The organism is Parasphingorhabdus sp. JC815 (genome assembly GCF_040717415.1).
In the GTDB taxonomy this organism is placed as follows: domain Bacteria; phylum Pseudomonadota; class Alphaproteobacteria; order Sphingomonadales; family Sphingomonadaceae; genus Parasphingorhabdus.
Map to the genome: position 1 here is coordinate 631798 of NZ_JBFEFM010000001.1, position 13066 is coordinate 644863.

Annotated in this window: 14 protein-coding genes and 2 tRNA genes; 8 read left to right on the forward strand and 8 right to left on the reverse strand. The window is 48.1% G+C overall.

All coding sequences use genetic code 11. The features are described 5' to 3' along the window. Positions 1 to 107 precede the first annotated feature (107 nt). On the forward strand, positions 108 to 1430 hold the full coding sequence (locus AB1K62_RS02985; protein WP_367001122.1) for a hypothetical protein: 1323 nt from the start codon (positions 108 to 110) through the stop codon (positions 1428 to 1430). Positions 1431 to 1554: 124 nt separating this feature from the next. Here AB1K62_RS02985 and AB1K62_RS02990 read toward each other — a convergent pair whose 3' ends face one another. Continuing rightward, on the reverse strand, positions 1555 to 2025 hold the full coding sequence (locus AB1K62_RS02990; RefSeq protein WP_367001124.1) for an Lrp/AsnC family transcriptional regulator: 471 nt from the start codon (positions 2023 to 2025) through the stop codon (positions 1555 to 1557). A 174-nt stretch (positions 2026 to 2199) separates the two neighbouring features. Here AB1K62_RS02990 and AB1K62_RS02995 point away from each other — a divergent pair, with 174 nt between their 5' ends. From AB1K62_RS02995 to AB1K62_RS03010, 4 genes are all read left to right on the forward strand, one after another. Next, entirely contained in the window at positions 2200 to 3930 is a 1731-nt protein-coding gene (locus tag AB1K62_RS02995; protein WP_367001125.1) for a HAMP domain-containing sensor histidine kinase, read from the forward strand. A 36-nt stretch (positions 3931 to 3966) separates the two neighbouring features. Beyond that, positions 3967 to 4965, forward strand: coding sequence for a polysaccharide deacetylase family protein (locus AB1K62_RS03000; RefSeq protein WP_367001128.1), 999 nt, complete (start codon positions 3967 to 3969; stop codon positions 4963 to 4965). A gap of 129 nt (positions 4966 to 5094) precedes the next feature. Further along, positions 5095 to 5171 (forward strand) — tRNA-Ile (locus AB1K62_RS03005). Between the two features lie 309 nt (positions 5172 to 5480). Then, on the forward strand, positions 5481 to 5846 hold the full coding sequence (locus AB1K62_RS03010; protein ID WP_367001130.1) for a hypothetical protein: 366 nt from the start codon (positions 5481 to 5483) through the stop codon (positions 5844 to 5846). 72 nt (positions 5847 to 5918) lie between these two features. On the opposite strand, the gene AB1K62_RS03015 is transcribed toward AB1K62_RS03010, so the two are convergent. Further along, the gene (locus AB1K62_RS03015) at positions 5919 to 6362 is read right to left on the reverse strand and encodes a hypothetical protein (protein WP_367001133.1); all 444 of its coding nucleotides are present in this window, start codon (positions 6360 to 6362) and stop codon (positions 5919 to 5921) included. A 259-nt stretch (positions 6363 to 6621) separates the two neighbouring features. Here AB1K62_RS03015 and AB1K62_RS03020 point away from each other — a divergent pair. Further along, positions 6622 to 6698: transfer RNA gene (locus AB1K62_RS03020), tRNA-Pro, on the forward strand. Positions 6699 to 6833: 135 nt separating this feature from the next. Here the strand turns inward: AB1K62_RS03020 and AB1K62_RS03025 are convergent. After that, on the reverse strand, positions 6834 to 7031 hold the full coding sequence (locus AB1K62_RS03025) for a CsbD family protein (protein WP_367001135.1): 198 nt from the start codon (positions 7029 to 7031) through the stop codon (positions 6834 to 6836). Between the two features lie 120 nt (positions 7032 to 7151). Beyond that, complete coding sequence (locus AB1K62_RS03030) at positions 7152 to 7340, reverse strand: DUF3008 family protein (protein WP_367001137.1); 189 nt, start codon at positions 7338 to 7340, stop codon at positions 7152 to 7154. A 281-nt stretch (positions 7341 to 7621) separates the two neighbouring features. Between AB1K62_RS03030 and trxB the strand changes: the two genes are divergently transcribed. Further along, positions 7622 to 8587 (forward strand): thioredoxin-disulfide reductase, encoded by a 966-nt coding sequence (gene trxB, locus AB1K62_RS03035; protein WP_367001138.1) that lies wholly within the window; start codon positions 7622 to 7624, stop codon positions 8585 to 8587. Here the strand turns inward: trxB and AB1K62_RS03040 are convergent, their stop codons facing one another. Genes AB1K62_RS03040 through AB1K62_RS03055 form a run of 4 tightly spaced genes read right to left on the reverse strand, consistent with a single transcriptional unit; the run spans position 8588 to position 11480 of the window. After that, a complete protein-coding gene (locus tag AB1K62_RS03040) occupies positions 8588 to 9406 on the reverse strand; it encodes a hydrolase 1, exosortase A system-associated (RefSeq protein WP_367001139.1) in 819 nt (272 codons plus the stop codon). It abuts the gene before it with no gap. Beyond that, positions 9406 to 10125: a hypothetical protein gene (locus AB1K62_RS03045; protein ID WP_367001141.1), complete on the reverse strand. Its 720-nt coding sequence runs from the start codon at positions 10123 to 10125 to the stop codon at positions 9406 to 9408. The genes AB1K62_RS03040 and AB1K62_RS03045 overlap by 1 nt, the downstream gene beginning before the upstream one ends. Next, entirely contained in the window at positions 10122 to 10394 is a 273-nt protein-coding gene (locus AB1K62_RS03050; protein WP_367001142.1) for an acyl carrier protein, read from the reverse strand. Before AB1K62_RS03050 ends, AB1K62_RS03045 begins: the two co-directional genes overlap by 4 nt. Positions 10395 to 10439: 45 nt before the next feature. Next, positions 10440 to 11480 (reverse strand): GNAT family N-acetyltransferase, encoded by a 1041-nt coding sequence (locus tag AB1K62_RS03055; RefSeq protein WP_367001144.1) that lies wholly within the window; start codon positions 11478 to 11480, stop codon positions 10440 to 10442. A 29-nt stretch (positions 11481 to 11509) separates the two neighbouring features. Here AB1K62_RS03055 and AB1K62_RS03060 point away from each other — a divergent pair, with 29 nt between their 5' ends. After that, the gene (locus tag AB1K62_RS03060; protein ID WP_367001145.1) at positions 11510 to 13066 is read left to right on the forward strand and encodes an acyl-CoA ligase (AMP-forming), exosortase A system-associated; all 1557 of its coding nucleotides are present in this window, start codon (positions 11510 to 11512) and stop codon (positions 13064 to 13066) included.

Here is a 13066-nt window from a genome sequence, read left to right on the forward strand (position 1 = left end):
AAAAGCGAGTGAAACTTGGTAATAAGGCCAAGACGCTTAATGGTGCAACCATATTCGGGCCAGCGACGTTGGTCTGATGACAACAGAGTTTTAATCGGAGGATTTATATGCGTTTTTTATCTAATTTTTCTATGGCTGTAGCACTTGCTGCTGCTGGAACACTAGCCGTTTCAGCCATGCCGCAAGATGCACATGCCCAGAAAAAGAAGAAAGCCCCCAAACTCAAGATCAGTAATGAAATTAAGCCAAAAATTGCTGCTATTCAAAAAGCTATGGGAACTGATACACCGGCTACGGCAAAACCGCTTGTCGAGGCACTTTTGGCCGAACCACTGACGGGTGATGACCAATATGTTGCCGGTCAGCTTGCAATACAGCTTGGATCGACCCTGAAAGACACAGATTTACAGGAAAAAGGCATAAATGCCTCTTTGGCCAGCGGCAGGACACCTGAAGAACAAAAACCTGCCTTCTTATTCTATTCCGGTAATTTTGCTTATGGCGCAGGACGTTTTGATGACGCTGCTCAAAAATTGCAGCAAGCATTTGATGCCGGCTATACCGATAATGGCGTTGGCGCTTTGGCCGCTGAAGCCAATTTCAAACTGAATAAGTTTTCAGAAGGCCTGTCCATGCTGGACCGCGCGATTGAACTGGAAAAAAGCAAAGGTACCAAGGCTCCCCAAGACTGGTATCGCCGCGGCGCAGGCATAGCGATGCAGAATAACACCAACGGTGCTGCTGCAAAATGGACCTATAATCTGGTTGAAGCCTATCCATCCGGTGAAAATTGGCGCGCCGCATTGTCGGTATATCGTGATTCAGCAAACCCGAAGCTGTCAAACCAGGAAAATCTGGAGTTGATGCGGTTGATGCGTAAAGCTGATGCAATGGAGAGCGAGCGGGATTATTTTGAATATGCGGATGCCGCAGATCCACGCAGATTGCCAGGTGAAGTCGTTTCACTGTTGGAAGAGGGACTTGCCAAAGGTAATGTTAAGCCATCCAGCACCTATGTGAAAGAAACTCTGGCTGCTGCCCGCGGTGCTGTTTCGGCAGATAAAGCCAGTCTGCCTGCGTCCGAACGTGACGCAAAAAGCTCGGCTAACGGTAAAATCGCTTTGGCCACTGCCGATGCCCTGCTCAGCTATAAAGACTATGCAAAAGCAGCGGATTTATATGAAGCTGCGATATCCAAGGGCGGCGTAGACGTGGCACGCGCACAGATGGGCCTGGGGATAGCCAATGTCGGTCAAAAGAACTGGGCCGAAGCAAAGCAGGCTTTTGCAGGTGTGACTGGCAGCCGCAAGACGATTGCTGATTTTTGGTCATTGTGGATTGATCAGCAGGCAGCGGGATCAGCTAATCCTGCAACAACTCCTGCTTCAGATGCAGCGGTTGCGGGAGAAGAAACGCCCACGACCGAATAAATATGATACAGATATGGAAAAGGGCGCTTCTGGCGCCCTTTTTTATGTTCCGTTCTGAAGCATCCAGAAAGCCAGCAGGGCGCATCTTTCTATATAGTTGTTAACCAGATAGGCTAACCAACTGCTATAGGATGGGCACACCCGGTAGATTTTTCGCTGACCTTATAGTCAATGACGTTTTGACACTGCCGACATTGGGGGCAGATGTTAATTTTCTTGTCAAAAAACTCTGAAACTCCTGAAGATCTTTTGCGACAACTTTTAGCATAAAATCAATTTCACCGTTGAGCATATAACATTCACGCACTTCGGGTAATTGATCGACATGATCTTCAAAGGCTTTCAGATCCTCCTCAGCCTGACTTTTTAGGCTGACCATTGCAAAAACGGTGATCGTGAATCCCATTTTCGCGGGGTCAATCGCAGCATGGTAAGAGGTAATGATCCCGCTGTCCTCTAATGCGCGCATCCGCCGCAAACAAGGCGGAGCGGTTAATCCCACACTATTCGCCAGTTCTACATTGGTAACGCGGCCTTCATTTTGTAGACGTTCCAGAATCTGTCGATCAATTTCATCCAGATTTATATCAGACATTATTTTGCAATTTCCATTCACGAATCAATATATTGTTATAATATAATTAGTGCGGCAAGCAATAGCTGCTCATTTGTCCCACATTGTGACGAGAAATATTCAGGACTTACGATAAGTCGATATCGCGGTTATCAACTTGTTAATGATTTTTAACCCTACACACCGGAATAGTTCGTGCGCTACGATGATCGCTTGAAAACAGTGCTAAAAGGTCCCCTTCCAGAAGGGAATACTGCTTCGTTGCAATGGTGTCAGATCGTTGATCTCCTGGCTCAAAACCCTGAACGCCTGACGTATGACGATATTCGTTCGGGATTTGACCGATTACATGAATTACATGAACGGGTTCCTGAGATTGAGAGGGTTTCTGCGATAAAAGCGCTCCATGGCCGTTTGCGATCTGCTACGCTTCTGGTTTATCTTTGTAACGATAGTGACCCGATATGCGATGCTGCCATTCACGCAGCGGATTTGACCGACGGTGAATGGAGGGATGTAATCCCGCGATTGCCGCAACAAGGGCGCAACAGCTTGCAGACCAGATCAGACTTGGGGCCATTAACGAGGGATGCGATAACGCGCCACGCGTCAGCGCGGGTAGAATTGCCCTTTCTTCTGTCATCGGCAAATGACGATACACCGGAGGATACGCCTGAGGATACACAGGATGATGTTTCAGAGGCCGACAATATAGTTTCGGACCCATTGGCAGAGAAGGAAATCGTCGATCCCGATATGGGCGAGATTTCCCAAATCAGTAATTTAGTAACGAAAATTGCGGATTATCAACGCAAGCGCGAAGGTAAAAGCCCTCGATCCCTTGTTTCTGATTCTGAACTGCACGACTATCTCGCCGAAACGATTGATATAATCCGCTTTGAAACAGACGACAGCGGCACTATCATCTGGGCAGAAGGTCCGCCGAAGGGCGCAATTGTCGGCGTAACAATAGCAGAACCGACGTTCGATGACGGTCCTGGTCCTGATGCTTATGGTGCCGCAGCATTCCGGCAAAGAATGCCACTTGAAAATGCGCGTATGCGCCTTTGCGGAGCCGCAGTCATTGCCGGGGATTGGCGGATTACCGCAATTCCGTATTTCGGTGAAGAAACTGGCCGTTTCAGAGGATATCGCGGTATTATGAAGCGGCCTAATGCTGCGGAAGATGTAGCCCCTGACAGCGTGGATGTAGAGCGGCGCGAACAGTTACAGCAATTAATTCATGAATTGCGAACTCCGCTTAATGCAATCATGGGGTTTAGCGAGATCATCGAGCAACAGATTTTTGGTCCTGCATCGGCAGAATACCGGAGTCTTTCACATAATATAACGCAAGAAGCGCGACGATTGCTGACCGGATTCGAGGATTTGGATATCGCTGCGAAAATTGATGCAGGCCAAATGGAAAGCCAGTCCGGGCTAACCGATCCCGATTGGCTGATTCAGCGCCTGAAACAACGTTTGCAAAGTTTAACGGTAAGCCGGGGTGTGGACTTCAACTTTTCTGTTGCCGAGCCGATGTTGTCTTTTGCTTCCGATAGTGACTCGGTGGAGCGGATATTTACACGATTATTATCGGCTGCAATTCTGGGTTGTGAAAACGGGGAAGAATTGAAAGCGGAATTGCAGACCCGGTTCGGATCATCGCCGGTCAATTATCTTAGTCTGAATCGCCCATCGCGTATCCGCGAAATATCTGAAGAGAATCTGCTCGATCCTTCCTATGGTATCGACGGGGACATTAGCGACGCCCCTCTTTTAGGGCTTGGATTTTCGCTCCGTCTGGTACGCAATTTAGTCAAATCGGCAAATGGAAAACTCATCATAACAGATGACAGGATAGGCTTGACCCTTCCAGCTGCCGAGACTAGCGAAATGGCTGATAAAGAAACAGAATACGAATAATCGAACAATAAGTGCGATCTGACATAAGGGGCTGCTATGTTTACAAAGTCGGAACTAGCCTCTGAGAATCGCGTAGATTTACCAATGGATTTTGGTCGTCGCTTCCTCATCAGTGTTGACACCGAAGAAGAATTTGATTGGGATGGTCCTTTCAGTCGCACGGGCCACAGCAATATTTCGGTTGGGAAGCTACAACGATTCCAGTCATTTATTGAAAAATATGATATTAAGCCGGTGTATTTTGTAGATTATTCCATCGTTGAAAATGATGAAGCGGCTGCATTTCTGAAATCTGTTATCGCTAAAAACACTGCATCAGTTGGTGTTCATTTGCATCCATGGATCAATCCTCCTTTTGAAGAAGAAGTAAATTCTCACAACAGCTTTGCGGGTAATCTCCCGAAGGAACTGGAAGAAGCAAAAATTATCGCGCTACGAGATTTGATTGAGGATACAACAGGGGCGCAGCCGATAATTTATCGGGCAGGGCGCTATGGCGTGGGGCCAAACAGCATCGAAATTCTGGCAAAACATGGCTTCCTTATTGATAGCAGTGTGCGCTCCCGTTTTGATTATCACGATCAATCAGGGCCAGATTTTTCAAATATAGGTCCAGAACCATTTTGGCTTAGGCCAGAAAGCCTGTTGGAAGTGCCTCTGACAACCGTATATTCTGGTATTTTTCGCAAACAAGGGGATATGCTCTCACCTTTATTCAACCGGTCGAAAACGGCAAGCGCGCTCCTTTCAAAATCAAAAATGTTACAGCGTATTCCGTTGACGCCAGAAGGCGTGTCTGCCCGCGAAGCCAAGGAAGCAATAGATGTTGCTCTGGATGACATGCTCAAATTGCTTGTTTTTTCTTTTCATTCGCCGTCGCTTTCTGCCGGACATACGCCTTATGTTCAGACGGACGCAGATCTTGACCGCTTTTATGATTGGTGGCGTGAGGTTATTGATCATCTGCTGGAGCGCGAGGCTGCACCGATTAGCGTGGATCAGTTAATTGAAGCGGCGGGCCTGAACGGCCAGTAATGACTGCCAGATTATCAGATGATTATAGCAGAGGGATTTTTTTCGTTTAGTTGCTTGCCAAATCATCCGCCTATCCGCTATCGGGTCGGTCCTTGAAGAGCCAAGTTTCATTGAAACACGGTTTTTCCGGGGCCTGTAGCTCAGTTGGTTAGAGCTGGCCGCTCATAACGGCTAGGTCGGGGGTTCGAATCCCTCCGGGCCCACCATTACCCCCCGCATTGCTATAGCTTTGCGCGTGCTATCGCGAGACTGGACATCTAATTTCTAGCCAATCGCCCATGCGAGGAGAGCTTGATAGATCGCAGGGCCGAGAAGTAACAATCTCATCGCTGTTTCTATCCGTCCTTGGTTTGATGTGTTGATTCGTCAGCCCAGCGCTCAAGGCTGAAAGAATCGCCCGTGAATGGCTCGTTCAGAATCCGTCCTACGGTATTTTAATTTATATATGAAAGCTGGACAGCATTTGCTGTGTCGCACTAGATACGATTAAGATTTAATCTGTAAGGGACGTTTCCATGACATTGCAACGGCTGATCCAAATCGGGTTTTGGTCTACATTGGCCGTTGTTTCGTGGTTTGCATTTTCTCCCCATCCGCCACAGATCGCCGTTGGGGACAAGTTGCAGCATGGATTTGCTTTCATGGTGCTTTGCATAATGATGGCGATTGCCTATCCGCGTCTGCGTTGGTTCCATCTGTTCCTGCTATTATCAGTGTTTGGCGCTGTGATTGAACTTATACAGGCTATTCCTGCATTGAATCGCGACAGCAGTTTTGCTGACTGGATTGCAGATATGGTGGCTATAATTCTGGCATTGGTGATGATTGGCGCGGTGCGAGTTATCTATAGACAGTTTCGCACACCCTCAATCCACAGTTGATAAGCAAAATTAGCAAAGGCGGAATGCCTTAATCGGCGTCCAGACATTCTAATCCTTCGTCAGTCCAGAATATTAGTCAACCACAGGGGGCAGAGCGCATTTGCTCATGTCTCCTCGTTCGCATGCTTCCACATCCTTACGCCATTGGTCCCGGGCATTTTCATAATCAGCCTGCTGTTGCAGAACCTGCTGCTTATACGCGGCCTTGCTCGCTTCATATTCTGCCACAGCCGCTTCATGGGCGCGCTGATTGTTGGCAAAGGCTTCATTCTGGGCATTCGCAAAAGCTATCATGCTTGAATTTATCGAGCAGGTTTTGATCATTTCTGCCATCGTCAGCCGCTTTTTTTCTTGTGGGTCAAGCATAGCATAGCGGGAGGTTACTTCTGCTGTGCAACTTGCTACAGTTTCAGCAGAGGGATTCTCTACGGATGATGGCGTAAGTGGCTGCGCTTGCAGCGGTGATGTTACAGTTATAGCTAATGTAGCTATGATTAGACTTAGGGAGTATTTCACAAGCACACCTTTCTCTATCTATCTTCATTCTGTCACCTGACTATCAGGATTTTCAGCCCTCATAAAACTAAGCGGGATAGGGGCATATTGTAGAATATTTTTAACTCCCGCACTAAAATCACATCTTAAAAACAGCACGATCCAATAAGCTTACAACCTTTGCTGAAGCGGCCCGGCAGGACATAGTTTTAAATTATGCTAAAAAAGACATAAAAACTCTTTGCTTTTCCTTTAGTCACGTCCTAGGGGAGGCGCGCGTCGGGGAGTGGCGCAGGCTGGTAGCGCACCTGGTTTGGGACCAGGGGGTCGCAGGTTCGAATCCTGTCTCCCCGACCATTTTTCAAAAATGGTCAATTTTTGTAATTTTCAGCCGAATATACATGGTTGAAAACTGTTGAAACATGCGCCCTATTCTTTCCCGCTATAAAAAAGCCCCTTTCCGGACCAGAGGGTCCAGAAAGGGCTGTTAATTTAGTAAGTCCGTTCAAATTCATCGATTTCACGCTCAGCAGCTTCCTGACTACGACCGTATTTTTCCTGAATTTTCCCGGCTAGAATTTTGCGATCTCCTTGGATCTGGTCAAGCTCATCATTGGTAATCTCGCCCCATTTCTTCTGGACGTTACCTTTGACCTGTTCCCAGTTTCCTTTGATAGTGTTGTTATTCACTTTAGATCTCCATTTTTGTTGGGGGTATTTCATCAACCGCTTGCTATCTATTTGGTTCCATTGGACCGGGTGCATTGGAAAAATCCACGTTGATCCGTGGAAGTTGTTCAACGATGCTTCTCAATCGTCATCAACCTTATCCGGTAAATCTTTGCGGTCGGTACTGGCATATTCTTCCAGTTCATCTTCCGTCATGCTGTCGTACATTTCTTTGGAAGCGCCCTGCAAATCACCGACTTTAGTATCTCCGCGTTTTGCTGAGAGAGCGGCTCCCGCTGCTTGTTGTTGAGCTTTTGATTTGGCTGGCATTGCTAATCTCCTGAATTGTTTGCACAGAACCAACGCCAAAAACACGATTTAGATGCAATTTTGTCAGGAAGAGACAGATTCTGCTTTGCGCGTAAAGCCAGCCAAACGGTTAAACGAAACCATCATCATTTTCTCAGGCGCAAATATATCTGGTTTCAAATCTATGGGGAGATAGCTGCATTATACGGGTGAACAGCGATTCTTCTCGCTTCTCTACTTGCCGAATGATGCCTTCCATCCTTATGTGAGGATAAACGAAATTGGTAATTCCGGGATATAAAATGACTGAAACACATCGTACAAAAATGTTGATCCTTGGCTCCGGTCCTGCCGGATTAAGTGCCGCTATATATGGTGCACGAGCAGGATTAGAGCCAATAGTGGTGCAGGGTCTGCAACCGGGTGGCCAATTAACCATCACTACGGATGTGGAAAATTATCCCGGATTTCGTGACGTCGTGCAAGGGCCATGGTTGATGGAGGAAATGCAGGCGCAGGCAGAAAATGTTGGTACGCGCACGATATTTGATACGATCGTTGATGTTGATTTGTCCCAGCGCCCTTTTCGTATGACGGGCGATGGCGGTACCATTTATGAAGGTGATACGCTTGTCATCGCGACCGGAGCGCAGGCCAAATGGCTAGGAGTGCCGGGCGAAGAAGATCTGAGCGGGAAGGGTGTTTCGGCCTGCGCGACGTGCGACGGCTTTTTCTATCGCGGAAAAAAAGTAGTCGTGATCGGTGGCGGTAATACGGCAGTCGAAGAAGCGCTTTATATGACCAATCACAGCGATGATGTCACTCTTATCCATCGCCGGGACAGTCTGCGGTCGGAAAAGATTTTGGAAGACCGGCTATTTGCGAACCCCAAAATAAACGTCTTGTGGAATAAAACTGTCGAAAAATTTGTCGGTGGCGGCGACCCTGCCGGACTGGTCGGAGTTGATCTGGTCGATACGCAAACCGGTGAAAAAAGCCATTTGGCAACCGATGGTGCTTTTGTCGCCATTGGCCACGCTCCGGCAACAGAGATTTTCAAGGATCATCTCGACCTGATCGACGGCGGCTATATTGAAGTGGAGCCGGGAACGCCCAAAACCAAAATTCCGGGAGTATTTGCGTGCGGGGATGTGATGGATCATGTCTACAGACAAGCAGTGACCGCGGCAGGCACAGGTTGTATGGCGGCTTTGGATGCGGAACGCTTCCTTGCGGCCCAAGAGTTCGAGCTGGTGGCTGCCGAATAATCAGGCCTTTTTGAGCACTTCCAGAATCTGGTTTTCCAGCCATTTTCGGGAAGTGTCATCGGCAAAACCATGAGACGCACTCTCTATGGTGCCTGTGGTGATGTCTGGCATTTTTCTGATATTCGCAAATATTTTGCTATTCCATGCTGCAAGAAAAGCAAGGGCGGTGGTATCATGGTTTGCTAGCAAGATTCTGCAAGGTTTGTGCAGCCCGGCAAGCCCGTCTTTGATACGGATGGATAATTCCGTATTTTCATGCTTTTGACTAGCTTGCTTGAGGCCTTTGACCAGTTTCCCCAAATCTATTTTACCTGTCAGCAGGTCGATTATCGACCGGGGGTTTTTAATCCTCTGCCAATAGCGGGAGCGAATGGCAGAGGGAGGCGGAGCCGTTGCTGTTTGGTTGTCTGCTACGGTTTGTTCAATCACCCAGGGGTTTGCGAGTATGAACCGATCAACGGGCAGACCTTTACCAAATAACGTCAATGCCGATGCGGCATCACAATTGCCAAATGCTACTAGTTTCGTGATGCCGGGACACGTTTTGCGAAAATATTGTGTCGCAGCGTGAATATCCGCGCTGGATTCCAGAAAGCCTTGATTGATACCGCTGCTGTCTCCGATCCCTCTGCGGTCGTATCGGAAAACCGGGTAGCCTTCCGCTGATAATTTCTGGGCCAGTTTTGCCATTCCTGCGTGAGCACCGGCTCGTATCTCGTTTCCACCGCTAACGATCAATAGCCCGCAAGAGTTGTGCCCCCCGTCCAGTGTTCCGGCCAATATTTCGCCATGGCAGTCAAATTGATGAAACGACCGCATTATACGGCAACCCATGCCAATATATCATCGGCTATCGCTGCGGATAATATAGTGTCATCATCCGGTTCTGCACGTAACCACAAAGCGGAGCCGGGTAGCTTTGCATCTGCGGCTTGTGAGTTATTTGCCAGTTGGACGGTGCGAATGTTTGTTGATTGCGCCGGTATCGCAGTTTTCAGCTCAGCAAACATTGCCGAACCAATTGCGTTACCAGCCAGATTGACATTCCCGCGTTCCGCTTCAGCAGAGAGGTTCGTCATGTTTGTTACCACGCCCGCCTCTTTATCAGACGCTATGCGTGTACGCATCATGGTTCGGAGCAAACTGGAGCCTTTAGCAGGGGCAAATCTCCATTTTTCTACTATTTGATTGCATGATTCATCAGCAAAATTATCGAGCAAACACCCTCCGCGAAACGATGCGACATATCGCTTGTCTGTTAGAGAGCAACTGAGAAGAGCTTCCTTCCAGATAGTGAGGTTGGCTCCCTCTTGTGGGAAAATGCTTTCGTTCGTGCCGGGAAGATCAGGCAAGATACTACCCACGCCGCCCTTATCCAGCAAACGCATAACATCGACGATCATCCGCCGCATACGGTTCATTTCATCGAAAAGGGGCGGGATGAATAAAATTGTTTGCTGATGGCCAGTTCCTGCTCTCAGGCAAAGCTCATCATAGCCTTTAAACTTGTAACCCGAATAATCGAGCGTGGCCGTCACGCAGCAACTTTCATCTCGGCAAAGGCGACAAGATTGCCAAATGTTTCAAACAGCTCTCCGTCAATTTCCTCATCCTCGATCATTATATCGAGGCGATCTTCAAGCTCTGTCAACAAACCGGCAACAGCCATACTGTCCAATTCGGGTAAGGCCCCGAAAAGTTCAGTCTCTGCGGTAAAGCCACTGACCTGATCAGCGCCCAGCCCTAAAATGTCCTGAATTACAGCCCGCACGGCGGCCTCAGGTGTCAAATTAAGATATTCCGCCATCAATAAAACCCCCGAATCCGGATAAACGGCGCATCCCTAAAACGATCAGCGCTTTCCTACAAGAGCTGACATTAAGTATCGCAGAATAGGTAGCCATGAAAAGGGATTAATCGGTCTGAGCATATCGAGATGATATCTTGTGCGAACATCTTCCATCCATTCGCGTTTATAAGGATCATTACCCGTTCCGAAATCTATTAGACTGACGCCATCTTTTTCAATGACATGCTGAAACATAGCGAAAGAAAGCAAAGTACCCGGCGATGATTTTGTCGCATCCTCAACATGCGCTAGTTTGTGGATAAGTGCTTCACCATTTTCGACGGTCCAGAATTGGGCCGCAACCGGCTCGCTATCAATATAAGCAAGTCCCAGTCGCAAACATCCTGCCCGTGCTTCCTGTTTTGCAAGATTTTTCAAGAAATCCGGATTGCCTTCTTCCGGTTTCCAGCTTTGTGCATAGACTTTAAGATAGTCGGCCCAATGTTCTTCGGTAAAAATTGTTTCAATGCGGGTAGAAACAATATTCTTCTTTGCTTTGCGGCGAACAGTGTTACGCAGCCGTCCCGGACGCTCAGTCCAATATTGATCAAACGTTCGGCCATTTACTGGTAAAATATGATTATCATCTGCCTTCGATTTAAAAACAATCCATCCGGCTTGCTCAAACGCCTGTTTGACGAGACTTGCCGACAAATCTTCTTCTGGCACCGGTGAAATCTCTATACGATGGGAGAAGGACCTGAGTTTTTTGGCTAAGCCCGTAAGCAATGCCAATTTAGTGTTTTCGTCATAGTCATCAGCAAAAACGGGGCGATAGGTAAAATTATACCAGTTGGCGAGGGCGGTGAAATGTCCCGCACCCTTTTTCATCAGAAACAACCAGGCTTGCGTTTCATTGTCGGTGCTTTGAATAATGACGGGCTGTTTTTCTGGCAGACACAGCTCATGGAGATATTTTAACCATTCTAACCGATCAAAAAGTGATTTTTGAACAGCTCTACCAAGTTTTTCGCCAGCTACTGCTTGCACCGACTGGAAATTATCATGATATTCACTGTTCACCTTTAAGGTCGTATCTTTCATATTTTGCTCATTTCCCATAGGCTAAACATTTGAACACTCAATTTACAAACGCGGCATTTCCCTTGGACCATCTTGCCATTGGCAAAGACCCACAAGCCCCGGCACTGGTTACGCGTTCGGGTGCTCTTACCTATGAAATGTTAAATCATCGTGTTGGAATATTGGCGCGTTGGTTGATGGATCAGGGATTGGCCAAGGGCGAGCGGGTCGCTACTTGGCTACCAAAGACGGAGCTGGCGTGTATCATGCCTCTGGCCACAGTTAGAGCGGGCTTGGTACATGTGCCAATCAATCCGGTGCTGAAACCGGCGCAAGTGCGTCATATTATCGCAGACAGCGGTGCAAAACTAATGATAGCGAACGCCGGGCGAATAAAGCCCGTTACCGAATCCACTCAAGACAAGCCATTCGGTCAGGATTGTGAGATCCGGGACGAGGCCGGTGTTTCGGCTATTATTGAGCAGATGGGAAACCCTCTCGAACCATCTGCGCTAACCCCGGATACAGAGGCTTTGGCGGCGATCTTATATACAAGCGGTTCAACCGGACGACCCAAGGGAGTTATGCTTAGCAATGATAATCTAGGCCTCGGTGCGATTAGTGTTGCACAATATTTAAAGCTGGAACCGGATGATCGGACATTATGTGTCCTCCCGCTAAGCTTCGATTATGGTCAAAATCAATTGCTTTCCACGTGGTATGCCGGAGGATGTGCCTATCCGTTAGACTATCTTATGCCACGCGATGTTATCAAAGCCTGTGCCCATAACCAGATTACGACATTGGCCGCTGTCCCGCCGCTTTGGGTGCAATTGGTTGATCAGGACTGGTCACAGGAAGCAATTGAATCAATGCGGCGATTGACCAATAGCGGCGGGGCGCTGACCCCCTCATTGGTTGGGCAGTTACGCGGAATTTTTGGCAGTAAGACAGATATATATGCGATGTATGGGCTGACCGAGGCTTTTCGCTCTACCTATCTTGATCCAGCCCTGATTGATGATAACCCGACAAGTATGGGCAAAGCTATACCTTTTGCCGAGATCATGGTGGTACGCGCTGATGGTGAGGTCGCGGAAATTGGTGAAGAGGGAGAACTTGTTCATGCAGGCCCGCTGGTCGCAAAAGGCTATTGGCAGGATGCGAAGCGCACTGCCGAACGGTTCAAACCGGCACCAGCGGCGTCACAATATGGCGGAATAGCCGTTTGGTCGGGGGATACTGTTCGTCGGGAACAGGATGGGCTACTCTATTTTGTGGGGCGGACTGATAATATGATCAAAAGCTCTGGCAATCGCATTAGTCCGACGGAAGTTGAGGAGGTTGCCGTGGAGTCGGGTTTCGTTGCAGAAGCGGTGGCCGTTGGTGTGCCGGATGAGCGTTTGGGACATGCGATCTGCCTTTATGTTCGCCCGGTGAAATCGCAGGAAAACGGCACTGTAGAACAAAAATTAGGCAAATATCTGAAACGGAATTTACCCAATTTTATGCACCCGCGCGATATTATTGTGCTGAACGAATTTCCCAAAAACCCTAATGGCAAACTAGACCGCAATGCTCTGGTTAAGAAACAAAAATATGAGTAA

Bases quoted from the DNA above. Each gene is read 5' to 3' on its own strand.
- AB1K62_RS02985 (WP_367001122.1), top strand. From the start codon at position 108: ATGCGTTTTTTATCTAATTTTTCTATGGCTGTAGCACTTGCTGCTGCT.
- AB1K62_RS02990 (WP_367001124.1), bottom strand. From the start codon at position 2,025: ATGTCTGATATAAATCTGGATGAAATTGATCGACAGATTCTGGAACGT.
- AB1K62_RS03000 (WP_367001128.1), top strand. From the start codon at position 3,967: ATGTTTACAAAGTCGGAACTAGCCTCTGAGAATCGCGTAGATTTACCA.
- AB1K62_RS03010 (WP_367001130.1), top strand. From the start codon at position 5,481: ATGACATTGCAACGGCTGATCCAAATCGGGTTTTGGTCTACATTGGCC.
- AB1K62_RS03030 (WP_367001137.1), bottom strand. From the start codon at position 7,340: ATGCCAGCCAAATCAAAAGCTCAACAACAAGCAGCGGGAGCCGCTCTC.
- trxB (WP_367001138.1), top strand. From the start codon at position 7,622: ATGACTGAAACACATCGTACAAAAATGTTGATCCTTGGCTCCGGTCCT.
- AB1K62_RS03040 (WP_367001139.1), bottom strand. From the start codon at position 9,406: ATGCGGTCGTTTCATCAATTTGACTGCCATGGCGAAATATTGGCCGGA.
- AB1K62_RS03050 (WP_367001142.1), bottom strand. From the start codon at position 10,394: ATGGCGGAATATCTTAATTTGACACCTGAGGCCGCCGTGCGGGCTGTA.
- AB1K62_RS03055 (WP_367001144.1), bottom strand. From the start codon at position 11,480: ATGAAAGATACGACCTTAAAGGTGAACAGTGAATATCATGATAATTTC.